The sequence below is a fragment of the Streptomyces sp. NPDC005878 genome (assembly GCF_040629815.1).
Classification (GTDB): Bacteria; Actinomycetota; Actinomycetes; order Streptomycetales; family Streptomycetaceae; genus Streptomyces.
In genome coordinates this window covers 572,220-593,568 of record NZ_JBEXWK010000001.1, presented here as the reverse complement: position 1 = coordinate 593,568, position 21,349 = coordinate 572,220, and the positions used below count along the sequence as shown (strand labels likewise).

The following is a 21,349-nucleotide window of genomic DNA, read 5'->3' as shown; positions in this document are numbered from 1 at the left end:
GAGGCCCCCACTGTGGATAGCTAAGTGCCATAGGTGCCCCGTCCAAGATGAGTAAACGCCATAGTCCACCAGCGTCCGTCGGAGCGTCCCGAATCCCACCTGCTGGTGGAGGTGTATCCGAAGAAGCGGATGTTTACCTTGTCGCCCTTGGCGAAGCGCACGACATCGCTGATGAGTAGTCCGGATTCGTGCTCTTTTCGAGTGTTTCCGCTCTGCAACAGGACGTATGGCTTGTCGTTGAAATTCTTGTAAATCGCGACCTGAAACGCGAACTGAGAGTTCTCTACTGGCGGTGTCATCATTCTGGCGTTGCCGATTACGGACACGAGGTAGACGCCGTCGTGTGGAATTGTGAATCCAGTGTTGGAGCCCCACCCGGGGCCGATAGTGATCTTCTCAAACTGATCGTTGGCATACATGTACTGCCACGAGATGGCGTTCTTGTCGGGTGGGTTGCCCTGCATGTTGAACGTCGTGCCGCGGCATGTGATCCGAGGGGGATTCCACTTCGCTTTGAGCTGTCCCACGGTCTGTTCGTTCATGGTCTGTACGGAGACGTACTCGTCGTCCGCCCACGTGATCAGGTCCGCCGCCGGCCCCGGAGACCGTTCGAGCCAGCCTCCCGTGTTGGGGGAGATCATGAAGGCATAGAAGCCTGTGTCCACATCCCCGTCAGCCACGCACCAATCCCCGGTTGCCCCGCTGTCGAGGTAGACGGTCGGTTGAATCCTCTGACCGCTGACGAAAAACTCCGTGACGCTCACCTGAACTGTCTGATACCAGCCAGAGCGGACGTATTGCTGAGTGACAGCGGCAATATTGCCATCGGCTCCGGCTCCCGTCAGATTGATGTAGGCGTTCACGTTGTCGCCAATGTCTCGGGCGTTCTTGGCCCAGACGCTTGCCTGGAAATGAACGTGGTAGATGCCATCCTCGGGGATGACGAAGCTCTTGAAGTTCGAGCTGGAGAACCCGGAGAGGCGGGCACGGTCGGCGTCGAACTGAACCTCCAGGGTCGAACCCGGAGTGAGTCGCTGGCCTGTACGGGCCCCACCCATGTTGGTGTTGGCGGTCACCCCACGGCACGACAAGTAAGGCATCTTCGCGAAATACTTCTGCGGCCCTGACACCCGCTCCTCCATGAGAGCAGGTGTCGGGATCTCGCGTACTGACCACTCCGTCAGCGTTGGCTTAGCCATATTCACCTCACTGAAGGTAGGTCGTGGTGCCGAGAACAGAGGCAGTGCGGTCACCTAGAATCCAGACGGGCTTACCGTCATCTGCGCCAGGAATCTTGATCGTGATAACTGCGGCTGCGGGGACGGTCGTATCAAAGAGAACCTTGCCGAAGGCTTCGGAACCTGATCCGGGAGTATCGCCGGCATGGAAGAGGATCTGATGCTCTCCGAACGCTCCGTCGATCTTCTTGCGGGAGATCACACCGTCGGGGAACTTGATGTTCGTGAGATTCTTTGCCTCGGTCAGTACGACGAACAGTGACGTATTGCCCGCAGGAGAATTTAGAGGGACCTCGTAGGCGTCCTTGTACTCGCGGATCTCGTGAAAGGGTGTGATTGGAATATGCAAGGCGTCGGCGTTTCGGTACACGTAGTTCGCTACCGTGGAATCGCCGCCACCAGGAATTCTCCACCTGACCGAATCCCCACTACGTAGACCCGATTCCCCGTCGTACCTCCACATGACGCAGGACACCCAGGAGCCCGATGCGAGTTGCTTGGTGGCCGTGAGGTTCCCAGCAGGGTTAAGCAGCTCCGGCATGGTGCTGCGGGCCGCGCAGATGGACACAACGAAATCCCCGAGCCTGGTATCGGCTGGGAGTTTGTACGTGCGGTACTCCGCGGTCAAGGCTCCGCCATTGCCGGTCGCATAGGTCGGATACATCACCGGGTCGGGATACTTGGTCATCCACTCGGCACCGTCCCAGACTCGGAATCGGGGCTTGGCGGTCCACTGTTGCCCGTCCCACATCTTCTTCGGCAGCTCAGTCCATCGCGTGCCATTCCATAGAACTACCTTGTTGTAATTAGCTGCCATACTGAACCCAAATGTCGCCGGGCTTGAGGACAACCCCCTGAGTGGCGGGATCAACCGTCCCGGAGAAGACTCGCGCTGTGCCAATGTTTGATGCCGTCACAGTGCCACCGACCGTGATATCTCCACCAACTGTTGCGTGGCCGTCGCTGTCGATGTTTCCGGCGAAGTCCACCTTGAAGGCGGAGTCGGCCCCGCCCTTCTTTCCATCGTTGATGACCATGGCGTACTTGTGAGGCTTGTCGCCTGCCTGAATCTCCAGCGGAACGTTATTGTCTGAGTGAGAAACGTGAATGACACTGCCGTTTTGGCGGAGGGCGAAGTTGTACTTATCGTCGCCTGCCTGTCGCTGTACGAGAGTGTCACCGCTCGGAGTGATTTCGTGGCCCTGGATCTCCAGCCACCTGCGTCCGGTTTCGAGCGGAATGGCGTTGGGGCCGGTCAGAGCGACGTAGCCCGCCAGCCTGTCATTGGTGTACGCCTTCGACCCGTGAGGGTCGAGGTCGGTGAGGTGCGACGCCAGGCGCTTGCCCACATCATTCGGCGTCAGCATCACCCGGCCAGAGTTGAAGTCCACCCAAAGTTGCTCGACCCCGTCAGGTCCCTGGAAGGCCGGGATCATGCCTCGCTCGTCAGTGAGGAGCCCATCCTTCAGCGGGTTTCCGGAGGCGTCGAGAAGATCCTTCACCACGTCTGGCGAGTCCTCCGAGGCGTACACCCGGCCCTTGAGGTTAGGGAGTCGGCCACCGGATTCATTCTCGGCAGCGTCAGCAGCCGTGCCACCAAAAAAGTTGCGTGCCATCGTGCCTCCCGATTACTTGAGCCCCTGCGTCTCGTAGACGCCAGAGAAGAGGATGTAGGATTTGCGAGGGAACACGCGCATGTAATCAAGGCCCTCGTGAAGGTACTTCGGGTTCTGGTGCAGCATCCGCACGTAATCACCCTTGTGGCCGCCCCAGGCGTATCCGCGGAGATCCACGAAGTTCGGAAGGCCGGCGTCGTACCCGCCATTCGTCAGAAGGCCAGAGAATACCTGCCCTGTGTTGCCGTTCAGCTTGGCGTCCTCTGGCAGAGTGAAACTCATGCAGTTGTCGTTCTTGTCGTTCCAGTAGTCGTTGTTGGTCGGGTTGTTGATGTCGATCGAGAACCAAACCAGGTTCGGGGCGATGCGGCGATACCGTCCTAGAGCAACCAGCCCCGGAGGATTCGTGACGCGGGTGTAGAGGATCTGCGGCGTGTAGGTCTTGGTCGCCCCGAGGTCTCGGGTGATGGTGAAGCCATCAGCACCCGCGAACGCCTCGTACTGGCCCCCAGGAGACAGGCAGCGGATGAAGGTGCCCTCGGGCTGGTGGTAGGCCACCGACTGAGCGGAGGCCACCGTGGCAACGTCGTCCGGGGTTGCGTAGGGGTGGACCGCATCCGGGACAGGCCGGCCGCTGTTCTTCGGGACCGTAATGACGTACAGCGGAAGTTCCCACATGCCGCCCGGCTGCCTGGCAGGCTTCGGGATCTGCGGATTCGATGTCTCGACCCCACGCGAGACAGCCAGCTTGGCGTATCCCTTGGCGAGGTCAGCGCGGATCACGAGGAGATCCTTGCGGTCGTACCTGGTGTTGAGGTTCGTATCGACCCGCACACTCGTAGGTGCGTCCAACTTGTAGTAAAAACCTCCGACGTAGGCTTCACCCTTGCCGACGGTGACAGTGTTCACGTCGGTCACACGGGCGTAGAACGGCATAGTCTCCGTGACCATGTTGCCCTTGGTGATCACATGATTGATTCGGTCGCCGGACCACATGGTCGCCATGTTTTGCCAGTCGTTCTGGGTGACCGCCGTACGACCACCACCGTCTTCCGGCTTGGAGGAGATATCGGTGTCCTTCTCGAACGGGTAACTGATCTCAGCCATTACATCCTCGCTTCCAACTTCCGCAGCTTCTCCCGCATTTCGAAGACCTGCTTATAGAGGTTCAATGGCTCACCAGTTCCCTGGTCGCCAACCTTCGGAGTGACCGTGTTGACTCGACCTCCGTCGTCCACGGTGATGGTTACTTCCTTCACGGCATCCGTGATTGTCTGGCCATCAGCTTCCACGCTCACGATGTCGCCTACGTAGTAATCGCGCCCGAACTGCACCTGGGGAGTGTCGATCGGATACACCTGAAAGTGGCCCGTCCGCTCGCCCTCCTTGAGCGCCGCCTTCGCCGCGTCTTGGACGGCCTTCAGGTAGTGCTCGATGACCACCGGCTTGGCCGCCACGATCGCTAGCTTCACCGCGAACTGGGCCGAGACAAGCGCCGCCTTCACGCTCGCGAGTCGAGCTTCCGCGGCCTTCTTATCGGCGTCCGTCTTGGCGTCGGCCACGGCCTTCTCTGCTGCGGAGACCTGGGCCTCGGCCGCGGAGAGGGTGGCCTTTCTCGCAGCGAGTTCGGCAGTCCACTCCTTGCCCTCCGGGTCGAGGCCGATGTCCTCGAACCCCGTGGAGGAGTCCGTCTTGGTGACCAGCTCGGGCCTGCCCTCAACGGTCTTCAGAGGGATGTCACGGCGGTCGATGAACTGCTCGACCACCACGCCCCACTGCTTCTCGCCGGCCTCGTCGGTGGCCTGGTAGATGTAGCGGTCCTTGCCCTCGCCCTGACAGGCCACGATGGCTCGTGTCACGGTCGGCGCCTTGAGCTGCCACGTGTACTGCTTGATGTTGCCCAGCTCGGGCGCGAAGCGGACGAGCCTGCCGAGGTCCTTGCAGGCGTAGACCTTCAGCTCGACCTTCTGAGACGAAGGGTTGTAGAGGAACCGGTAGCCGTACATCTGATCCTTGAGCCATTCCGTGATCTTGGTGCCCAAGTTGTCGTAGCGAAGGGTGTCCTTGATGTCCGGACCGATCTTCGGGTTGGCACCCACCACGACGCCTGGCATCTTTCGATCAGGGAGGGCGCGTGCGCCGAAGGCCAGGTCGAACTCGACCCAGACGGCCTGGCCGACCGGCCCAGCAGCCGGCCTGCGGTCGATACCCTCCCACTGGCCCGAGATGGGCCTGAGTGTCATGGCGTCCGTGCCCTCGCCGGTCACGCTGGGGAAGGCGAGGAAGTTGAACGGGATTTGGTTGTCACACTTCCCGCCCACGTAGACCGAACCCTCGCCTGTGTGCTGCTCGACCGTCCAGTACTTCTCGAAAGCATCTATGGGGCCACTGAAGATAGGGGAAGGGACGCCATCCTGATAGATGACGATTCCTCGACCTTCCGTCAGAAGGCCCTCGTGTGGGGTGCCCACCTTCACGAGCATCTGCCAGGCTCCTGGCGCATTGAATCGCATCGTGAAGTCGAGCTTGATCCAAGTATCGATCTCGCCCAGGATCGGCATGGACCCATCCTGTCCGGGACGGTCCCGAACGAAAACTCTGTAACCCATGGCGACTCCTAGTAGGTCTCGTATCGCGGGGACAACTTCAAGCGAAGGACCGCAGAAGAAGCCCCCGGATTCATCTGAACGTTGACCTTGGACTCACCAGCAGGGATATGAAAGAGAGACGGGTTCACGTCGAGTTTGGGCCAGAAGTTCTCGCCATTGTTCTTGCGAATCGTCTTGTATCCGGGGCGTGTGTCAACCGTCAGGGTCTCGCCGGATGCGATGAGGTCCGCGGAAGGGTTCTCCGGAGTAATGCCAAACTTCTGCTTGGCCTGGTTGGAGATCGTGAAAGACCGCACTGGCCCCTCGATCTCCCAGATCGGCCAAGCCTCAATGTCGCCCGGATTGAAGACGGGAACCCCTCGCGAGGAGATGGTTCCCTTGCTGACATCGAGAGGGAGGAAGGGACTGCCGGCCCCCTTGAGGAAAACCTTGCCGACGCCGGTCTTCCACTCGGCCATCACGTCTCGGTCTCCGTAGAACCAAGGGTCGAAGGCTATGAGTTGAATGCCGTACCGGCACCAGGTGAATCCTGCGCTGTCAACGCCCTCGTTCCCCTCCATCCCGCCCTTGTAGTAGGCGGTGATGTACCGGGACGTGCCGTCCCCCTCCGTGAACCGGAGCAGGCAAAAGCCGTTCTTCGGGTTGAGGGCGCGGGATAGCTTCCGCTTCAGCTTGAGGAGAGTGCGGCGGTCAACGCCGTACAGGTACAGCGGGAGCATGATGGGGCGCTCGCTCGCGCTGGTCGAGCGGAACCAGCCGCCGTCTAGGTTGGGGCTGGTGTCCGAGAAGACTTCCATCGGGGGCATGTCGAGGCCCGAGGCGCCGTCCTGGAGGAAGATGGCGGGCCAGGCCCGGCCCGAGAAGTCGGTCAGGGGAATCTCCTCCCCGCGGCCGTTGCCTCCCGTGATCGTGACCCGCGTATGCCCCCAATGGTCCGGGGTAGGTGGAATCCCGACGATGGGGGCGTTGTCTTCCCAACTGGGCAACCTATATCCCGGAATAGGCATAGAACACCTCGTCTGTTTCAGGCAGCAGAAAGGCCCCGACCAACCGGCCGGGGCCTCCGCTGCTACCGCTTACATGCCGTACATGGTCTCCACGTACTTCAGGCCGCGAATCACCGCCTGAGCGGTGTCTTCGCTTTTGGCCTCATGGATGTGAATCTCGTAACGGGAACCGAGAAGGTCTCGGGTTTCCCCGTTGTTGTAGACCCGCTCACCGCCACGGAAATTGATCAACTCAGGCCCCTTCTCGCCCACGAGGGCAAGCCCAGGAGACGCATAGTTGGTCCCTGTCCAATACCCCTTCGCAGGCTTGCTGGGGTCTGCCTGCTGGACATTCGAGATGTCCTTGTAGCGGGACTTGATGTAGTTGATCGCGGCAGCGATGTTCGCGACCGGGTCAAAGATGTCCCACGACGTACCCGACTGGTGATACGCCTTGAACGTCGAAGGAATCACCTGCATCAACCCGCGAGAAGCGTTGCCGGCCTTCGCATTCGAGTCCCAGTTGTTCACGGCTCGCGCGTTGCCCCCGGACTCGCGGCGAATGATCGTCGCGATGCCGTCGGCCCACTTGGAACCACTCACTCCCGTGAGACTCATGGCCTTCGCGATGGCTTGAGCGATATCGCTATCGACTCCGCCACCGAGCGTTCCCGAGAACTTCGGGATGCTGCCCGGCCAAGCCTTCAGGATGGGACCGTCAGTCGCGCTATTGCCACCAGTCGGGCGGAGGGCCGCCGTAGCATTTCGCCAGTAACCGCGGCTGTGCTTCAGCGAGTTGGACTCGTTGCCGCCTACCGTGTCGTCGGCACCAGTCTTGATGTTGATGTGACCGTTGCCTCGGTACGTCAGCAGGTCACCGGGCTGCGACTCGCTGACCGGAACGTGACGCATGGCCGCGTTCCAAGTCGCGACGGCCGGCCAGCGGTTCTGCGGTGCCCCCTTCGGGGAGTTCCCGTAGGACGCGTTGGCCCCGGCCTTGTCTACGACGTACGAGACGAAATCAGCGCACCAGCTCTCCCCGTTGCCGAGGTTGTACTTGGCGCCGCCCACCATCGGGGCCTCGCCGCGGAACTCGTCCAGAGCGACCTTGACGACCTGGCCGCCGCCAGAGGTGTGGTCATCAACCCACCTCGTCCACTTCTCGGCCCACGGCTGGGCCTTCTCGAAGCCCCGCTGGTCGAGGTCACCCGAGACACCGAAGGAGCGGGAAACAGTGTCGAGCATCGGCTTGACGACGGCCTTCCAACCCGCCTTGAAGGCGGCGGTGTACCCCTCGTAGTCGTCGTCCTTGTGCTTGGTGACCCAGTCCCCGCCGGTCTGGCCAGACCAGTTTCGCTGGCCGACGACTCCGCCGTTGGCGTAGACGTGGCCACCCTTGCGGGCCTGGTCGTTCCAGCGAACGATCGTTTCTGCGCCGAGGGCGCGAACGACCTCCGGACGAAGAATGCCTTCGCCCTTGGAGAGCATCGCGGGGACCGTATCGACGCCGGGCTGGTAACCCGGCACGACACCACCGGTGGCGAAGTGCACTGGGGCCAAAGGCGCCCCCGTGCCGGCGAGCTTCGCCATTCCCGACATCATTGAGACCGCACCCCGGTTGTACGGACCGCTCACCGTGCTCCTGGTGGATGAGTCCACGTAGGACATGGCAGAGCGCCACACGTCCCGGATTCGGCCCGAGGCCGACTCGAAGAACGCGCGCGTGTCGTCCAGGTTCGACCGCAGGCGCGCGAAGGAACTGGACGCATGAGAGACCGACGTGCCGACCTGGGACTGAACATCCGTCCAGACGGTTCGGTTGGTGCTCTGGAAGCCTCGCTCGGTCTGTGAGAGCGGCCCCTGCATGTGCTGAATCCAGCGCTGCTGCGCAGGCTTGATGCCGCTGTCCACGGCCGAACGGACATTGGCCGTGACCTGGTCCCAGTCAGCTGTAGCCGACGCGCGGTGAGCCTGCACGGCCTTGGTCAGAGAGTCGAGCGCGGCCCGGATCTTGGATGCCGCCTCCTCGAACGCTTCTGCATCCGGCACTGGAGTGTCACACTCCAACTTTGAGTCCGCAGAAAGAGAGCCCTTCTTTGCGCCAGAGTTGAGCTGTCGGATCGTCGAGTGCCCGAGGAACCGAGCTGCCTCGGGACGGAGAACTGCCTCGCCAGGGGACAGCATCGCGTGAACGCGATCGTTGCCCGGCGAGTAGCCAGGGACAACCCCACCGTCCGCGAAGGCGAAGAGGCCCTTGGTGTTGGGCATCAAGTCCCGTACGCGGACGATGAATTGGTCGAAGACCTCTTCGGCATATTCGGAGGGATTTGACCAGATCGTGTCAAGTAGGCGAACCATCTCGCGGACCTGATCGACCATGCCCTGGAACATTTCCTTCACCGACGACAGGGCGCCATCGAGAAACCCGGCTGGATCGGAGATCGCGTCCTTCAGGGCACCGAGGATTTCGGCACCAGAATCCCAGAGATTCGATACGAGATCCTTCAGGATCTTGGGTATCGACTTCACTAGGTCGGTCGTAAACTGACCGCCGCGCTGAAGGATGTTTCCGTCACCCTTCCAGACGTCATCCCAGAAAAGTTGACCGGCGGTCGGTGCGATTCCGCCCGCGGCTATTCCGATGAGATTTCCGATTCCTGTGGGAGCCTTCGTCAGGAAGGAAGGAACCCGCTCAAGGACGAAGTCCTTCATCTTGCCGAAGCGATCGTTCACAAGGCGGCCGGCGCCATCGCCACCCGCCTGAGCGCCCCAGTGGCGGACGTTAGAACCCGTCGGCCCCCCGATGGCCTGGCCTGCGCCTGCCATACCGATGCCACCCGTGAACGCCCCAATCCCGGGGCCGATGTTCACGATGTCGTACAGCTCCTCCAGGACGGAGAGAGGCCACGTACCTGACTTGGACGACCCCTTGCCCGCCTTGCCCTTGGCATGGCGGGTGATATGACCTCGGGCCGCAGCCGAGTTCCAGGAGTTGATGGTGTCGGAGCCGAGAGCGTTGGCAACCTCGGGTCGTAGGACCGCTTCGCCGGGGGACAGGATGGCGTGGTAGCTGTCCACTCCTGGCGCGTAGCCAGGGATGACGCCACCGAGGGCGTGCTTCTTGCCGCCCTTGCTCTTCCCCTTGCCGTCGCCACCCCCACCAAAGCCGGTCAAACCGTTGACCGCGATGAGTTTGCCTTCCAGACCGCCGGCTTTGCCTTCGGCCTTCTCCAAGGCATCGGCCAGTGTGCGGACCTTGCCCGTCACCGAGCCGAGTCCCCGTCCGTTAACATCCTTGATCTTGTCGTTGAGGTCCTTGGCCTGCGAGTAGGACCCCTTGATCGCGGGGGTCAGAGAGCCGGAGAACTTCTCCCGGATCGAAGCAAGGCTCCTGCCGTTGAGATCTGCGACCTCCGACGACACCTGAGCGACGCGACGCTTGGCCGTGTCTGCCTTGTCCGTGAGGTACTGGACCTGCTGACGGACCATCCCGAGCTTGCCGTCGTTGAGGGCATTCACGGCCTGGTGGACCTGCTTGATTCCGGCCTCGGCCGAGCCCGCCTTCTCCTTGAGGGCGGTCAGCCGCTGGCCAAGCTCCCCAACCTGTGCCTGGTTCAGCTCACCCACGGAAAGGCGGGTCTGGTCGATCTCGCGGTCAGCACTGTTGGCCCGGCCACGAACACCACCTTCGCCACCCAGCTCGGACGCGATCTGCGTCAACCGCTCCCGGTTCAGGTTGCGGATGCGGTTCTGAATTTCCTGGATCTTTTGATCCACCTGCCGAAGCGCGGCCTCGGCCTCGCTGGTTTGTACGTTGAGCTGCGTCGAGCGGCTGTCCTGACCGCGCACGCGGTCCAGGCCCCGTCGAGCGACTGAACGGTCGTCGCCGTCGTGGTACTCGGCGCGGCGTTGCCGGTAGGTCTCACGGAAGTTGCCCCGGCCGGCCTGAACGCCGGACAGGAACTGGTTGGTCGTCCGGAAAGCGCCGCGGGCCCCCTTAGCGATACCGCCACCGATCTTCACCAGAGGCGTGAAGGACTTGACGATCTTGCCGAAGGTCTTCGTCATCAGACCGGCCGCAATGGCCAACGGGCCCAGAACCACGGCGAGCTTCACGACCTTGGCCACAAGATCCTTGATGGCCGGATGGTCGTTGAGGAACCCCTGTATCTTCTCGAAGCCAGTGATCAACAGGTTGATGGCTCGGACGAGGTTGCCCGAAAGGCTGCCAGAAAGCTTCTGGAAGTCAGGGTCCTCGACCAGGTCTCCCAGACGATCCGCGAGCTTGTGAGTGTTCTGACCCAGCTCGGTCCACTCGAACTTCCCGGTGTCCTCGTTGAACTTGCCGAAGAGCTTGCCCAGATTCAACTGAGCCTGCTCCTTGACGGCCGTGAAGTGTCCACCGATGGAGCCGGTTCCTAGGGCTTCTGCGGAGCCCTTGACGCCCGGAGCTGTCTGGTATGCCTTGATGAACTTGTCAAAGAAATCTCGCGAGTTCACGCCGCCCTTGGGGTCCTGCACTTCCTTCAGGAAGTCCGGGCCACCCTTGTACCCGGCAATCTTTCCGATCTCATTCATCGGAATGCCGGTGCCGCGAACGAACTGACGAAGATAACGGGTGGACAACTTGCCCTGGTCCATCATCATGTCCGCGGCCATCATGCCGCCCTTGACCTTCTCCGGGCTCGTCACACCGAAGGAAGCGGCGTAGTCCGCGATGCCCTTGATCAGAAGTTCAGACTTCTTAAGAGACTTGGAAGTCGAGTTTCCGTAGCTTTCGAAGTTGCGAGCAACCTGCGAGAACTTGTCGGTCATGTCCTCAAGAGAGAAGGGCGTCTTGACGGCGAAGTCCTGGATGGACTGAATCCCCTTGGCGACTTCCTTCTGATTGAAGCCGGCCCGGTTCAGACCTTCCGAGGAATAGAACTGCATGTCGGCAGAGGTAGCGCCGATCTTGGTCATGATTCCCGCAGCCGCAGCGAGCGGCATCACGAGGTTCTGAGTGATACTCCGACCGACCTGTTCAAGGTTCTGACCGTAGGTCTCCGTGGCCTGTCCGAGGGACTTCCATTGCTCACCGGCCGACCGCGTTGCGGTCCGGTGATCCCGGTCCCACGTGGCGATCTGACGGCGGTTGGCGGAGATGGCGGAGGCGAACTCCGAGCGCTGCTGTTGGAGCCCGCGCAGCTCGTCTCGAAGGAAGCCCTGACGAGTCAGATGGGCGGCGCGCTCTTCGGCCAGGTGCCGACGCCTGGCAGCGACCAGCTCCTGTTCCGCGGCCTTCTGCTCAGCAGCAGACTGGCGGGCAGCCGCAGCCACCTCCCGCTTCACTTGCAGGACCTCTGCGGCCAGGGCGCGTTCCTCGGTCTTCTCGGCCTGGATGCGGCGACGGTTCTCCGCCATGGATTCCCGTCGGAGACGCGACTTCTCCTGCTCCTGCTGGCGTGCTTCCCGAAGGGTCTCCTGGGTGGCCTGACGATTCGCTTGAAGCGTCTCGTTGATGGCCTTCCTCGTCGCCCTGGAGGTCCCCTCCTCAAGCTGCTCACGCTGCTTGGCCAGGTTCCGATAGGTACGGAACTGCCTGCCAGCCTCCTCGCCGTGGAAGCGGGTGAGGGAGCGTTCGATCTGGCGGAGCTTGTTGGAGGTATCGACGGCTTCCTTCTCCGTCGCCTTCCCGGCCTTCTTCGCCTCCTTGGAGGTGGCTGAGGCGATGCCGGCGAGCCCCTTGGTGAACGACCGGCCAGCGGCCTCGCCCGCTGCCTTCATGTGACGGGTCAGGTCGGTCTTCATCTTGTTCAGAGCTGTCTTAGACAGCTCCGGAAAGATTTCGATGTAACCCGACCCGACCTTGACCGGTGCCCTTCCTCGCGTAGCCATACAGCCTCCTAGAGATTGCCGAAGTGGGTGAAGAAATCAGCCACCTCTTCGCCGGAGGCGAGGGCGAGTTGGGGTTTCGGCTCCTCAGCAACGTGACCCGGCCGGGGAAGTGGCTTCGGAGGATCAAGGTCGTCGTCCGACGTGGAGTTGGCCTTGATGAAGAGGTAGTTCGAAAGCTCCAGACCATCGCTGATCCGGGCAAGGATGTGATTGGTCTCAGTCCAAGACGTCGCCTCGTCCATGTCGATGAGGAGGAGAGATTCACCAGGCTTTTTGAACAGTCCCTGAATGAGGACGTGGAGGCGCCTCAAGGACATCCGCCCGCGCCACAGGTCCAGTAGGTCAACCCCGAAGTGAGTCAGAAGGTCTGCCTCAAGCGGGTCGCTGCGGTCCTGGAGGATGCGGACGGTTTGAATCAGTTTCCCGACTCACCGAAGCCAGCAGCCTCGCTGACCAGATCCAGGAAGTTATTGAACTCACCGATCGTGCAACGGAGATCCTTGTACGTTGCCCACTGCTCCGGGCCGACGATCGCGCGGGCAATCGCTCGCTCGCCGCCACCCTCCTCGATCACGTCGAGTACGTCGTCAGAGAGATCCATCGGGGCCGGGATCACGAACTTCGCGCCCTTGAACTCGAATTCGGTGGCCTTGGCCTTCGCCTCAGCAGCCTTAGCGGTGGTGTTCTTAGCAGCAGCCATGGGGGACTCCAGAAACTTTGGGGTGGGGTAGATGAGAGGGCGGGGATTTGTCCCTCCCCGCCACGGGGAATGGGTTTACTTCGAGACGGAAGGCTGAGCCTTGGCCTTCACGGACAGGGCATCCTTCGCGGTGATCGGCTCGCGCTTGTCGGCCTTCGCCTTCACCTCGTACGTGCTGTCGATCGGGGCATCAATGGCGACCGTGACTGGGATCTGGACCTTGCCAAGTGCGTCGGCCTGCCGGGCTACGGAAGTGAACTTGTCGCCATTCGGACTGACCGTGACAGTGACGGTGTCGCCTTCCTTGAAGCCGACGCCAACCACATCGAAGTGGCCGCCCTGCTCGACCTCGGCCGGCTGAAGGGTGACCTCGGTCCGAATGATCGGAGCGTCGTCCTTCACCTTGTCGTCGGTGAGGACGTAACCAAGGGAACCGGAGTGATCAAGGGCATCGATTGTGAGTTCAAACTTGCCATTCTCGGCGCGCTGGAGCTGGATTGCACCACGGTCCGAAATCATGGCGCGACCGATGACGCAGCGGTACCGGACCGGCTTACTGTCAACGGTCTGAGACCAGTCCACGACGATTGCAATCTCGCTGAGTTCGGGGGTGGACTTGAGATCCAGACGCCACGTTCCAGGGATCGGCGTAACGCCGTCCTCCTCCGTGGCCGGCACCCACTTGGCACCGAAGAAGAGCTGAGTGGTCAGCTCATTGGTCTCCATGAGCGTGGCCTTGATCTGGAACGAGGCCGACTTCACGTTGTAGAGCACAGGAACCGCGCTCTGCCACACATTCACCGGGTCCGTCTCAATAGACGGAGTGATGGTGACGCCACCCTCGTCTACGTAACCGAGGGCCTTGAACTCAGAGTTCGATGCCATCGGAGTGCAGTCACGAGGAAGCGCGGAAACCTTGTCCGCGTCAGCTACGTAAATCTCGCCCTGCGGGGCGAAGCGAATCTTCCGCGCGTTACCGGAGTTGCTGGTCGGATCAGCCATAGGGGGGCCTCCTGGATTTAGGCATGAAAAAAGCCCCCTGCGATGGGGGGCTGGAGAGCCGCGATGTCTCACACTCCAACGTCGCGGGCAAAAAAAAGAGAAGGGGTCGTGTCACGCCTCAGTCAGGAAAAGCGTCGCTTCTCCCTGGTAGGTGTGCTCACGAGATGTTGGGTCGGGGAAGTAACGGGGGCTGACCCCCTCGGTCACATCGAGGAGCAGGGCGTCACCGACCTGCCGGCCGGGCAGGGCCTCAAGCAGAAACTCACGCACCGCGTACGCCAGCTCGGCCGCCTCCTGGCGGTCCCTGGCGTACACCTGGTACGTGATGTCGGCCCGATCCATGCAGGCCCGGACGACCCGATGCCCTCCAGCGTGCTCGATGTAGACCGTGGTCTGCCCCGGCTCACGGCCGACGAGGTCACCTGTCACCGAGTCAGTTAGTTCTTTCTGGGCCTTGAGGAAGTCAAAGACGACGGCTACCGGATCGATCCTCACTGCTCACGCTCCTTCATCAGGGCGTTCTTGAGCGTGTGGTTACCGGGGTGCCGCGTGCCCCCCTTGTCCCGCCAGCCGTACTCAACCAGGAGTGCGTGACGGTCCGCCTGCACGAATGAATGAACTATCCCGGCGACCTCCCCGGCAGTGACCGATAGGGAACGGGAGTACATGTTCCACGACCCCCGCTTGTTCTTCGGGGCGTCGTCGCGGGCTGCGGCAGCGACCTTGGACGCCTTCTGGGACAAGAGCTTCGCCGTCTCGGCGGACGACATGACCCGTTCCATGGCTTGCTCGTTGAGGTCGAGCCGTACTCGTGCTGCCATCAGTGCTCCACCCTCCATGCTCGGATGCGGACGTGGCGGAGCGAACCGTGGTTCCACTCCATGGGATCACCGTCCACCTCAAACCACATGCCGTCGAAGAAGACGCGGTCCGCGGAGTCCACGTCGGTGCCGTGGGGGAGGTAGATCAGGATGCGTTCCTGCGCCGTCTCGCGCTCGGGGGAGCGGACTTCGAAGGCCCTGTCAGGTTGCGCGTTCGCCAACCCTTCGAACATGAGCCGCTTGTTCGTCCAGTCACGCTTCCTCGTGTACGCGGACTCGATGATCTCGGCTCGCCACACCTGCACCAGATCAACGAAGAGGGTCTGTATCAAGGATGCTCACCTCGTCCCACGTCGGTTGATCCACTACCAGCGGAACGGAAGCGAGCTTCCTTCGGTATCGCTTGAGTGAGGACCTTGCGGCGGGCGACAGGGACTGAGTCGTAGCGGAAGAGCCGAACTCCACCTGGATGTCTCCGACCTTTTCGGAGACGATCCCCGGTTGTACCGCGAGCCACCGAATGACCTCGGCACAGATGACGGCCTTGATGCCGGGCGTCTCTCGGAACCCGGAGCCGCAGTAGTCGGCCACGAGGGCGGAGGCGTCCTCGATGAACGCCTCCACTCTCGGTCTTTCGACATCCTCGATCTTGCGCCCGAGGCGAACTTCGATGTCCGATGTCGCAATGCTCATTTCTCACACTCCAACTTCGGGCACAAAAAAAGGAGGCTTGTTACTTCGATGCGGTCTGAACCGCGACGGTGCGGTTCTTCTCCATCGCGATCGTGTTGTGATCCTGGATCGCCTTCTCGACGCCGGTCGCGACAAGCAGCTGCTCGGGGCGGATGACCTTGGCGTCGTAGATGACGCGGGACTTGATGGCGTCGGTGAAAGACTTCTCGGGCTTGTACGCCTCCATCTGCGCGAAGGGGATCACGAGCGAGGTCGCGGAGGTCGAACCCATGAACATGTCGATGCCCTTGAACTCGTCGTGGCGACGGCCCTTGACCAGCTTGCCGGCCTCGGCCCGAGCGGCGCCCAGCGTGTTCGAGACGCGGACCGGGATGCCCAGGATGGTGCCGAGAACGCCGGACGGCATGACCGCACCGCCGCCGAAGTGACTGGCGTCGATGAACTTAGGGTCACGCAGGAGCAGGCTCCGCAGGCGCGGAGAGATGAAGAGGTACCGCGAGTCAGGGGCGTTCTTGAGGTCCAGGTTCTCAAGCATCGCGACCACGTAGTCATAGACGCCGATGACCTCGGACTCCAGAGCAGTGGGGGCTACCGTGTCGATCTTGCCGTGCAGTGCAGGCAGGGTAGACACGTCACTGGGCATGGTCTCGGTGCCGTTGAGGTCCTTGCCGGCGACGGCCGCGGTCAGGGTCTGGGCCAGCATCCGGTCAATGGACACGGCCGCCTGGCGGCCTCGCTGCCGGACCAGCTCCGACATGAGGTCGATGCCGCTCTTGGTCTGGAGCTGGTGAAGGGCGTCGATCTCGATGTGGAACGAGGACCCCTTCCCTACGGTCATCGGAATGTACTCAAGGGCCGCATGGTCCTTGTCGCCGATCTCGCCGTAAGCCTTGATCAGACCACGATCCTCCACCGTGTCGATGAAGTGCGGAATGCGAATACGGTCGCCCTCGCGCCGGAACTCGCCCTCGTAGTTCCGGTTGGTGATCTCCGCAGAACCGAGAATGAGATTGTCCTCAAGGTCCTGGAGGAGCTGAGCAGTCCAAAGCTCCGGGACAAAGACGCCCTTACCCTTGAGGGTCGGGTCCTGCCCGGCAGGGCCGCCAGTCAGAAGGCCCGAAGCGGCCTGCGTGGTGAAGTCATTACCAGCCATATAGTTTCCTTAGTGAGATCGTAGATCCGCCCTTGTCTCACACTCCAACTTGGAGGCCAAAAAAAGGGAGTCTACTTAGATTTCGCCTCGCATAAGGGCGTCACACTTGCCCGCCTTGCGGGCTTCGTTGATCTCCCTCGGAGACATGCGGGAAAGGTCCTCACGAGTGAGCTGGCCGGCAGCCGGGCTCCCCTGACGACCGAGGCCGAGATTCTGTGCATACGTCGGCTCAGAACCCGGCTTAGGGAGGGACGAGACGAAAGCCTCGATACGAGCAGAGTCTGGGTTGCCGTCCTCACCGAGGAAGGAGTTCAGGTTCAGGTACTCGGCACCAGGAATAGTCACGCCGGCCGCAGAGGAAGCGGCACGAAGCTCGGCATCAACTAGCCGAGTTCCGACCTCGGAGAGGGCCGCATTCCGCGCCTCCACCTTGGCGGCCTCGATAGCCTTCTCGGTGTCGGTCATCTGCCCCTGCCGAAAGCCTTCAAGCTCCTGTGAGGCCGACTTGAAGCGCTCCTCGTTCTTGCGAGAAAGCGACTTCCACTTGTCGATCTCTGCCTGAAGGGCGGTCACGTCTGGCGTGACACCCTCGGTGCCCGACTGGTTGCCTTCGGCGGGGGTGCTCTGGTTCTCGTCCATGTGAATCATCCATTTCGGATCGCATGAGAGGGTTCCCGTTTCGGGAACCATGGGGAAAACGTTTCTGCTACTTCTCGAACCGCTGCCGATTGGCATTGCCCGAGTTGCCCGGCGGAGGCTTCACCGCATCCTTCTTGGCCTTCGCTGCGGTCATGGCCGACTGGTCGTCGGCGCCCTGCTGAGCGAGGGCAAGCTCCTGCTTCTGGGCCTCGGTCTGATACTTGTCGGCGCGCTCCATTTCGGTGCGAGCCTCCTCTTCAAGGAGCTGATCGAAGCGAGCGATCTGCGAAGGTGTGTACCCGGCGTCCTGCCAGAGCTGCTGCTTCGGAACGTTGAGCTGCTGGAGCTTCAACAGGGCATCAATGTGTTGCGCTTCCGTACGATTCTCCGGATCGCGCCAGATGACCTCTGCGGCCTCGTACTCCTCCTGGAGCTGACCGCCATTTTCGACAGCGATAGCGAGCCGAATGACCCGCTCCCAAGATTCTCCAAAGTGGAGCATTCGTTCCCGTGTCTTAGAAACCAATCCGGCCTCCGCCGAAGTGATCGCGTCGCCACTCGGAGGCTGACCGCCCTTGAGCATGTAATGGAAGGGGACCCTCGCGATACTGGCCATGTGCATGGTCAGCATGTCCACAAGATCGACATAATTCGAGAGATTCGCGGCCTCGAACTGGCCGAACGTTGCAGCCGGGTCTTCGGCCTGGAGGAGCTTGTCTACAGCGACCTTGAACGGCTCAATCGGATTGCCGTTCTCATCCTCCTGAATCTCCAAACCTGTGACATACCTTTGCGGCCACGCCGCATACTCACTTGCCACGAGAGAATCCGCGACCGTCTTATTGATCGCGTCCTGGATGGGGATCACAGTGGCGAGGTCGGACATCGGGTCACCGACGAGCCGAGTCCGATTCTGGATCGGTACGACAGGCACCACGCCCAACGGATTCCGCTGGGCCGGCCCGTCGATCGTGTAGCCGCCGATCTTCCAGTTTCCGACGTAGACGGCGTCGGCCATCCACAACGTACAGAACTGCCGTCCCCAGTCATCCACGTAGAACTTCGCCGCGGCCTCGATCTCATGACGAGATCCGGGCTTGTACTGCACCACCACATGTTCGGCAGACTCCACGGAGATGACGGCCTTCCCGTCCTCGGAGCCCCATACGACGGCGTACGCCGCACCCTGGATCATCGCATCCAAGTGAGCCGAGTTGGATTCCGAATCCATCCGGTTCCGCTGCCAGATCTCACGAGCAAGCTCGTCTTCGGTTGGTTCCTTCGAGAGACGGAATCCGTCGATGAACATGCGCTCGTTCACCGAGTCGATGATCAACCCGCAGAAGTTGTCGTTCCATCGATCGAAGACGTGGGCAAACTCTGTTCGATATTTCGACTGGGAGAACAGCATCTTCTGGTGCTTGCCGTCGTAGTACTCACCGAAGCGCTTGTATCGACCAGACCGGGAAGCGAGCTTCGAAGACAGATAGTCCATCCACATCTGCGGAGTGGACGGAGGCGACATGACGCCTTCCTGGCCTATCGCCTTATCCAGAGCAGCAACCATCAAAGCCCCTTTCGAGCGGGGCTCAGAAACCGACTACTCGCCTCCGTTTGATCTGGAGGCGTCCATCCGCAATCGCGTCAGCGCGTGCTTCAAGTGCAAGTACGGCAGCCACCGCGAGGTCAATCTTTCGTTTGGATCGTGGCGAGTCCTTAGTGATGAGATCGCCTTGAGGAACTTCCTTGACAACGGCGTTCATGACGTGGCGAGTCAGCTCGGCGTCACCGACGTGGGAGAGATCCCCAACGAGCACGGCCGTGCGGAATCTCTCCACGGCCTGAACCATTCGAGTTGGTTTGTTCGTCCAGTACTCGAATACGTAGTCATCGCCCCATTCGACCGCCCAGCGGCCGATGTTCTCTTGCCACCACGGGGGATCGGCGTACATCCATTCCACGCGGTATGTTTCGAAAGCTCGCTTCACTGCGGCCTCGACGCTCAAAACATCGACTTCCCAGTCATCACGAGCATGCTCGGGACGCAGCCACTTGCCGAGAACGAAGAGCTTGGCATCACGCAATCTGATGCCCACCAAAGCTGTGCCGTCTCCTCGGACGCTGCCATCGAATCCGATTGCGATCTGTTCGCCGGGCTTGATCGGGTCGTCCGCCGGGTCGGTCTCGCAGGCGTCCCACTCGGCCTTGCTCATCCAACCGTCGCTGGATTCAGCGATCTGGTTGAAGAAGAACCGGCAGTACGTTGAATCCGGAGTCGTGCGGTCGTACAGGATGGTCTTGGTCAGGCCGTCGATGTCCGCCCAGTGAGCGTCGCCGTACGCCTCGATGAGCGCGGCCCGGACCTTCGCCTCGTCCCGGATGTCCTCGACCTCGATCGAACCCTCAAGGCAGTCATAGAGCCAGTAGCCCTGAGCCACCATGTCCGATTCGAAAATGATCTGAGCGACAGAGTCTTCGTTGGGATTGAAGGCGTTTGTGGTGGTCACCCACCGGGAGCCGGCCTTCGTCGTCTTCTCGACGTTGCGCTTCAATACCTGATAGAAGTCAGGTCCGCCATTCGAGCCCACCCAGTGGTGGACCTCGTCCATGACAATGAATCAGTCATCATCCGGGCCCCAGCAGATAATCTGCCGGGGCCCGGACAAAGGTTGGGCGATTCCCCTCGTTGGTACGACCGCTAGTCGCCTTCGGAGAGATCGAGCCGGGCTTACCTGACTTGAACTGGACCATGGACTTCGAGATCTCAAGGCCGTATTCCTTCTCGGCCGCAGACTCGGAGAGCATTCCACGGATCATGTCAAGTGTCTGCTGTGTCTGATCCAACGCAGTGGCGCCGAGCTGCACAACAGGAAGCGGGACCCGTTTGCCGACAGGCATTCCGTTCTCATCCCAGTGGGAGAACCGGCAAGGTCCAATGAATTCGACAATTGCCAACGCAGCCAACAGCGGAGTCTTTCCCCAGCCTTTTGCACGACGGAGGGTGCCGGCTGAGTACTTCCAAGATCCATCCGGATTGATGGCATAAAACCACAAGACGAACCTGAGCTGTTCAGGAGTGAACTTCCAGGGCTCGCCGGCGTCATCGCCGTCGGGCTGCACAATGTACTTCTGAGCCCAGCGAATAATGCCGTAGCCAAGCGTTTCGTTCGGAGCGGGAACACCCTTCGGGAGGTTGCCGGTCTGCATCGGCAACACCTCCTAGGTGTAGGGGAGAAGCGCTCTCAACCCTCGCTCAAGAGCCTGTAAAGCTCCGTATCGATGTCTGATTCAGAAGCGGGTTTGTCATCCTTCTCGGCCTCATCAGCCTGCTTGTCGAAGGACATTCGGAGCCTCGCTCTGTCCTCCGTTGTGGCACCCCATTTACCGACGCGCTGTCGGATCTCGCCGGCCAACTTGGTGTCGCCCTGGTAGAAGGCGTCCACCAACTTCGTGGTGACCTCCAGCTCGGACCAGTCAGTCTCCATCCAGTCCTCGGTCTGGGGAGCGTGACTCCACGTCTTCCAAAAGCGCTTGGCTGCGGTGGTCTCGATCCCGAGGGCCTTCGGCAGCTCCCTGCCAGCCCCGGCCTGCCCGGTGAGCTTCTTCTCCCCCAGGGCGTGAGAGGTGTTGCGACGGACGGCGTTGGGATTCGGGGCCGGCCCGCGTCGAGTCGCCATCACGAATCCCCCCTCGTGCTCTCCCAGGGGACGACCGAAGCGTTACGGACGATGGTCATGACCGCTTCGGGATCGCGGCGGTGCCGGACCAGGTCCCACCAGACCTGCTGAATCTCCTGGTAGCGCTTGCCTTCCAGGTGGCGGAGCATCAGATCGCCCCCCTCAGCACCTCGGGGGAGACGCCGTACAGCTCGCCAAGCTCCTCCAGCTCGACCACCGCGGACCTGTGCCAGTCGCGCTTCATAGCGGCCTTCGTCGGGCGCAGTTGGCGCTTGAGGTCTTGGACCTGGTCGTACTCGTCAGCCCAGGCAGCCCACTCGTCGGGGTCGCGCATCATC

Annotated in this window: 22 protein-coding genes; all 22 read right to left on the bottom strand. The window is 61.4% G+C overall.

All coding sequences use genetic code 11. The features are described 5' to 3' along the window. Window positions 1–20 precede the first annotated feature (20 nt). Complete coding sequence (locus ABZ404_RS02825) at window positions 21–1,199, bottom strand: hypothetical protein (RefSeq protein WP_358831780.1); 1,179 nt, start codon at window positions 1,197–1,199, stop codon at window positions 21–23. 7 nt (window positions 1,200–1,206) lie between these two features. Further along, a complete protein-coding gene (locus ABZ404_RS02820; protein WP_358829471.1) occupies window positions 1,207–1,926 on the bottom strand; it encodes a hypothetical protein in 720 nt (239 codons plus the stop codon). A 118-nt stretch (window positions 1,927–2,044) separates the two neighbouring features. Further along, a complete protein-coding gene (locus tag ABZ404_RS02815; RefSeq protein ID WP_358829472.1) occupies window positions 2,045–2,854 on the bottom strand; it encodes a hypothetical protein in 810 nt (269 codons plus the stop codon). 12 nt (window positions 2,855–2,866) lie between these two features. After that, the gene (locus ABZ404_RS02810) at window positions 2,867–3,961 is read right to left on the bottom strand and encodes a hypothetical protein (protein WP_358829473.1); all 1,095 of its coding nucleotides are present in this window, start codon (window positions 3,959–3,961) and stop codon (window positions 2,867–2,869) included. Continuing rightward, complete coding sequence (locus ABZ404_RS02805) at window positions 3,961–5,415, bottom strand: hypothetical protein (RefSeq protein ID WP_358829474.1); 1,455 nt, start codon at window positions 5,413–5,415, stop codon at window positions 3,961–3,963. Before ABZ404_RS02805 ends, ABZ404_RS02810 begins: the two co-directional genes overlap by 1 nt. Before the next feature lie 56 nt (window positions 5,416–5,471). Beyond that, window positions 5,472–6,470 carry a phage tail family protein gene (locus ABZ404_RS02800; RefSeq protein ID WP_358831779.1) on the bottom strand — a complete coding sequence of 333 codons (999 nt, stop codon included), beginning with the start codon at window positions 6,468–6,470 and terminating at the stop codon, window positions 5,472–5,474. Window positions 6,471–6,539: 69 nt separating this feature from the next. Further along, on the bottom strand, window positions 6,540–12,326 hold the full coding sequence (locus tag ABZ404_RS02795; protein ID WP_358831778.1) for a transglycosylase SLT domain-containing protein: 5,787 nt from the start codon (window positions 12,324–12,326) through the stop codon (window positions 6,540–6,542). Between the two features lie 8 nt (window positions 12,327–12,334). Next, complete coding sequence (locus ABZ404_RS02790) at window positions 12,335–12,568, bottom strand: hypothetical protein (RefSeq protein ID WP_358829477.1); 234 nt, start codon at window positions 12,566–12,568, stop codon at window positions 12,335–12,337. A gap of 173 nt (window positions 12,569–12,741) precedes the next feature. Further along, window positions 12,742–13,026 (bottom strand): hypothetical protein, encoded by a 285-nt coding sequence (locus tag ABZ404_RS02785; protein WP_358829478.1) that lies wholly within the window; start codon window positions 13,024–13,026, stop codon window positions 12,742–12,744. 75 nt (window positions 13,027–13,101) lie between these two features. After that, entirely contained in the window at window positions 13,102–14,028 is a 927-nt protein-coding gene (locus ABZ404_RS02780; RefSeq protein ID WP_358829479.1) for a hypothetical protein, read from the bottom strand. A gap of 111 nt (window positions 14,029–14,139) precedes the next feature. Next, entirely contained in the window at window positions 14,140–14,523 is a 384-nt protein-coding gene (locus ABZ404_RS02775; protein ID WP_358829480.1) for a hypothetical protein, read from the bottom strand. After that, entirely contained in the window at window positions 14,520–14,849 is a 330-nt protein-coding gene (locus ABZ404_RS02770) for a hypothetical protein (protein ID WP_358829481.1), read from the bottom strand. Before ABZ404_RS02770 ends, ABZ404_RS02775 begins: the two co-directional genes overlap by 4 nt. After that, window positions 14,849–15,181, bottom strand: coding sequence for a hypothetical protein (locus tag ABZ404_RS02765; protein ID WP_358829482.1), 333 nt, complete (start codon window positions 15,179–15,181; stop codon window positions 14,849–14,851). The genes ABZ404_RS02770 and ABZ404_RS02765 overlap by 1 nt, the downstream gene beginning before the upstream one ends. Beyond that, entirely contained in the window at window positions 15,159–15,542 is a 384-nt protein-coding gene (locus tag ABZ404_RS02760) for a hypothetical protein (protein WP_358829483.1), read from the bottom strand. The genes ABZ404_RS02765 and ABZ404_RS02760 overlap by 23 nt, the downstream gene beginning before the upstream one ends. Window positions 15,543–15,582: 40 nt before the next feature. Further along, the gene (locus ABZ404_RS02755; RefSeq protein ID WP_358829484.1) at window positions 15,583–16,695 is read right to left on the bottom strand and encodes a hypothetical protein; all 1,113 of its coding nucleotides are present in this window, start codon (window positions 16,693–16,695) and stop codon (window positions 15,583–15,585) included. 75 nt (window positions 16,696–16,770) lie between these two features. Next, a complete protein-coding gene (locus ABZ404_RS02750; RefSeq protein ID WP_358829485.1) occupies window positions 16,771–17,334 on the bottom strand; it encodes a hypothetical protein in 564 nt (187 codons plus the stop codon). A 67-nt stretch (window positions 17,335–17,401) separates the two neighbouring features. Then, the gene (locus ABZ404_RS02745; protein ID WP_358829486.1) at window positions 17,402–18,901 is read right to left on the bottom strand and encodes a phage portal protein; all 1,500 of its coding nucleotides are present in this window, start codon (window positions 18,899–18,901) and stop codon (window positions 17,402–17,404) included. 22 nt (window positions 18,902–18,923) lie between these two features. Next, window positions 18,924–19,943, bottom strand: a complete 1,020-nt coding sequence (locus tag ABZ404_RS02740) for a hypothetical protein (protein ID WP_358829487.1) — start codon at window positions 19,941–19,943, stop codon at window positions 18,924–18,926. A gap of 16 nt (window positions 19,944–19,959) precedes the next feature. After that, window positions 19,960–20,541, bottom strand: coding sequence for a hypothetical protein (locus ABZ404_RS02735; protein ID WP_358829488.1), 582 nt, complete (start codon window positions 20,539–20,541; stop codon window positions 19,960–19,962). A 35-nt stretch (window positions 20,542–20,576) separates the two neighbouring features. Continuing rightward, window positions 20,577–21,011 carry a hypothetical protein gene (locus tag ABZ404_RS02730; protein ID WP_358829489.1) on the bottom strand — a complete coding sequence of 145 codons (435 nt, stop codon included), beginning with the start codon at window positions 21,009–21,011 and terminating at the stop codon, window positions 20,577–20,579. Next, window positions 21,011–21,160, bottom strand: coding sequence for a hypothetical protein (locus tag ABZ404_RS02725; protein ID WP_358829490.1), 150 nt, complete (start codon window positions 21,158–21,160; stop codon window positions 21,011–21,013). Before ABZ404_RS02725 ends, ABZ404_RS02730 begins: the two co-directional genes overlap by 1 nt. Then, window positions 21,160–21,348: a hypothetical protein gene (locus ABZ404_RS02720; RefSeq protein WP_358829491.1), complete on the bottom strand. Its 189-nt coding sequence runs from the start codon at window positions 21,346–21,348 to the stop codon at window positions 21,160–21,162. The genes ABZ404_RS02725 and ABZ404_RS02720 overlap by 1 nt, the downstream gene beginning before the upstream one ends. Between the last annotated feature and the right edge of the window lies 1 nt (window position 21,349).

Excerpts from the sequence above, each read along its gene's own strand:
- ABZ404_RS02750 (WP_358829485.1), bottom strand. The coding sequence starts at position 17,334 with ATGGACGAGAACCAGAGCACCCCCGCCGAAGGCAACCAGTCGGGCACC.
- ABZ404_RS02825 (WP_358831780.1), bottom strand. The coding sequence starts at position 1,199 with ATGGCTAAGCCAACGCTGACGGAGTGGTCAGTACGCGAGATCCCGACA.
- ABZ404_RS02815 (WP_358829472.1), bottom strand. The coding sequence starts at position 2,854 with ATGGCACGCAACTTTTTTGGTGGCACGGCTGCTGACGCTGCCGAGAAT.
- ABZ404_RS02795 (WP_358831778.1), bottom strand. The coding sequence starts at position 12,326 with ATGGCTACGCGAGGAAGGGCACCGGTCAAGGTCGGGTCGGGTTACATC.
- ABZ404_RS02790 (WP_358829477.1), bottom strand. The coding sequence starts at position 12,568 with ATGGACGAGGCGACGTCTTGGACTGAGACCAATCACATCCTTGCCCGG.
- ABZ404_RS02785 (WP_358829478.1), bottom strand. The coding sequence starts at position 13,026 with ATGGCTGCTGCTAAGAACACCACCGCTAAGGCTGCTGAGGCGAAGGCC.
- ABZ404_RS02760 (WP_358829483.1), bottom strand. The coding sequence starts at position 15,542 with ATGAGCATTGCGACATCGGACATCGAAGTTCGCCTCGGGCGCAAGATC.
- ABZ404_RS02730 (WP_358829489.1), bottom strand. The coding sequence starts at position 21,011 with ATGGCGACTCGACGCGGGCCGGCCCCGAATCCCAACGCCGTCCGTCGC.
- ABZ404_RS02810 (WP_358829473.1), bottom strand. The coding sequence starts at position 3,961 with ATGGCTGAGATCAGTTACCCGTTCGAGAAGGACACCGATATCTCCTCC.
- ABZ404_RS02735 (WP_358829488.1), bottom strand. The coding sequence starts at position 20,541 with ATGCAGACCGGCAACCTCCCGAAGGGTGTTCCCGCTCCGAACGAAACG.
- ABZ404_RS02755 (WP_358829484.1), bottom strand. The coding sequence starts at position 16,695 with ATGGCTGGTAATGACTTCACCACGCAGGCCGCTTCGGGCCTTCTGACT.
- ABZ404_RS02720 (WP_358829491.1), bottom strand. The coding sequence starts at position 21,348 with ATGATGCGCGACCCCGACGAGTGGGCTGCCTGGGCTGACGAGTACGAC.
- ABZ404_RS02780 (WP_358829479.1), bottom strand. The coding sequence starts at position 14,028 with ATGGCTGATCCGACCAGCAACTCCGGTAACGCGCGGAAGATTCGCTTC.
- ABZ404_RS02805 (WP_358829474.1), bottom strand. The coding sequence starts at position 5,415 with ATGCCGATCCTGGGCGAGATCGATACTTGGATCAAGCTCGACTTCACG.
- ABZ404_RS02770 (WP_358829481.1), bottom strand. The coding sequence starts at position 14,849 with ATGGCAGCACGAGTACGGCTCGACCTCAACGAGCAAGCCATGGAACGG.
- ABZ404_RS02745 (WP_358829486.1), bottom strand. The coding sequence starts at position 18,901 with ATGGTTGCTGCTCTGGATAAGGCGATAGGCCAGGAAGGCGTCATGTCG.
- ABZ404_RS02800 (WP_358831779.1), bottom strand. The coding sequence starts at position 6,470 with ATGCCTATTCCGGGATATAGGTTGCCCAGTTGGGAAGACAACGCCCCC.
- ABZ404_RS02820 (WP_358829471.1), bottom strand. The coding sequence starts at position 1,926 with ATGACCAAGTATCCCGACCCGGTGATGTATCCGACCTATGCGACCGGC.
- ABZ404_RS02725 (WP_358829490.1), bottom strand. The coding sequence starts at position 21,160 with ATGCTCCGCCACCTGGAAGGCAAGCGCTACCAGGAGATTCAGCAGGTC.
- ABZ404_RS02740 (WP_358829487.1), bottom strand. The coding sequence starts at position 19,943 with ATGGACGAGGTCCACCACTGGGTGGGCTCGAATGGCGGACCTGACTTC.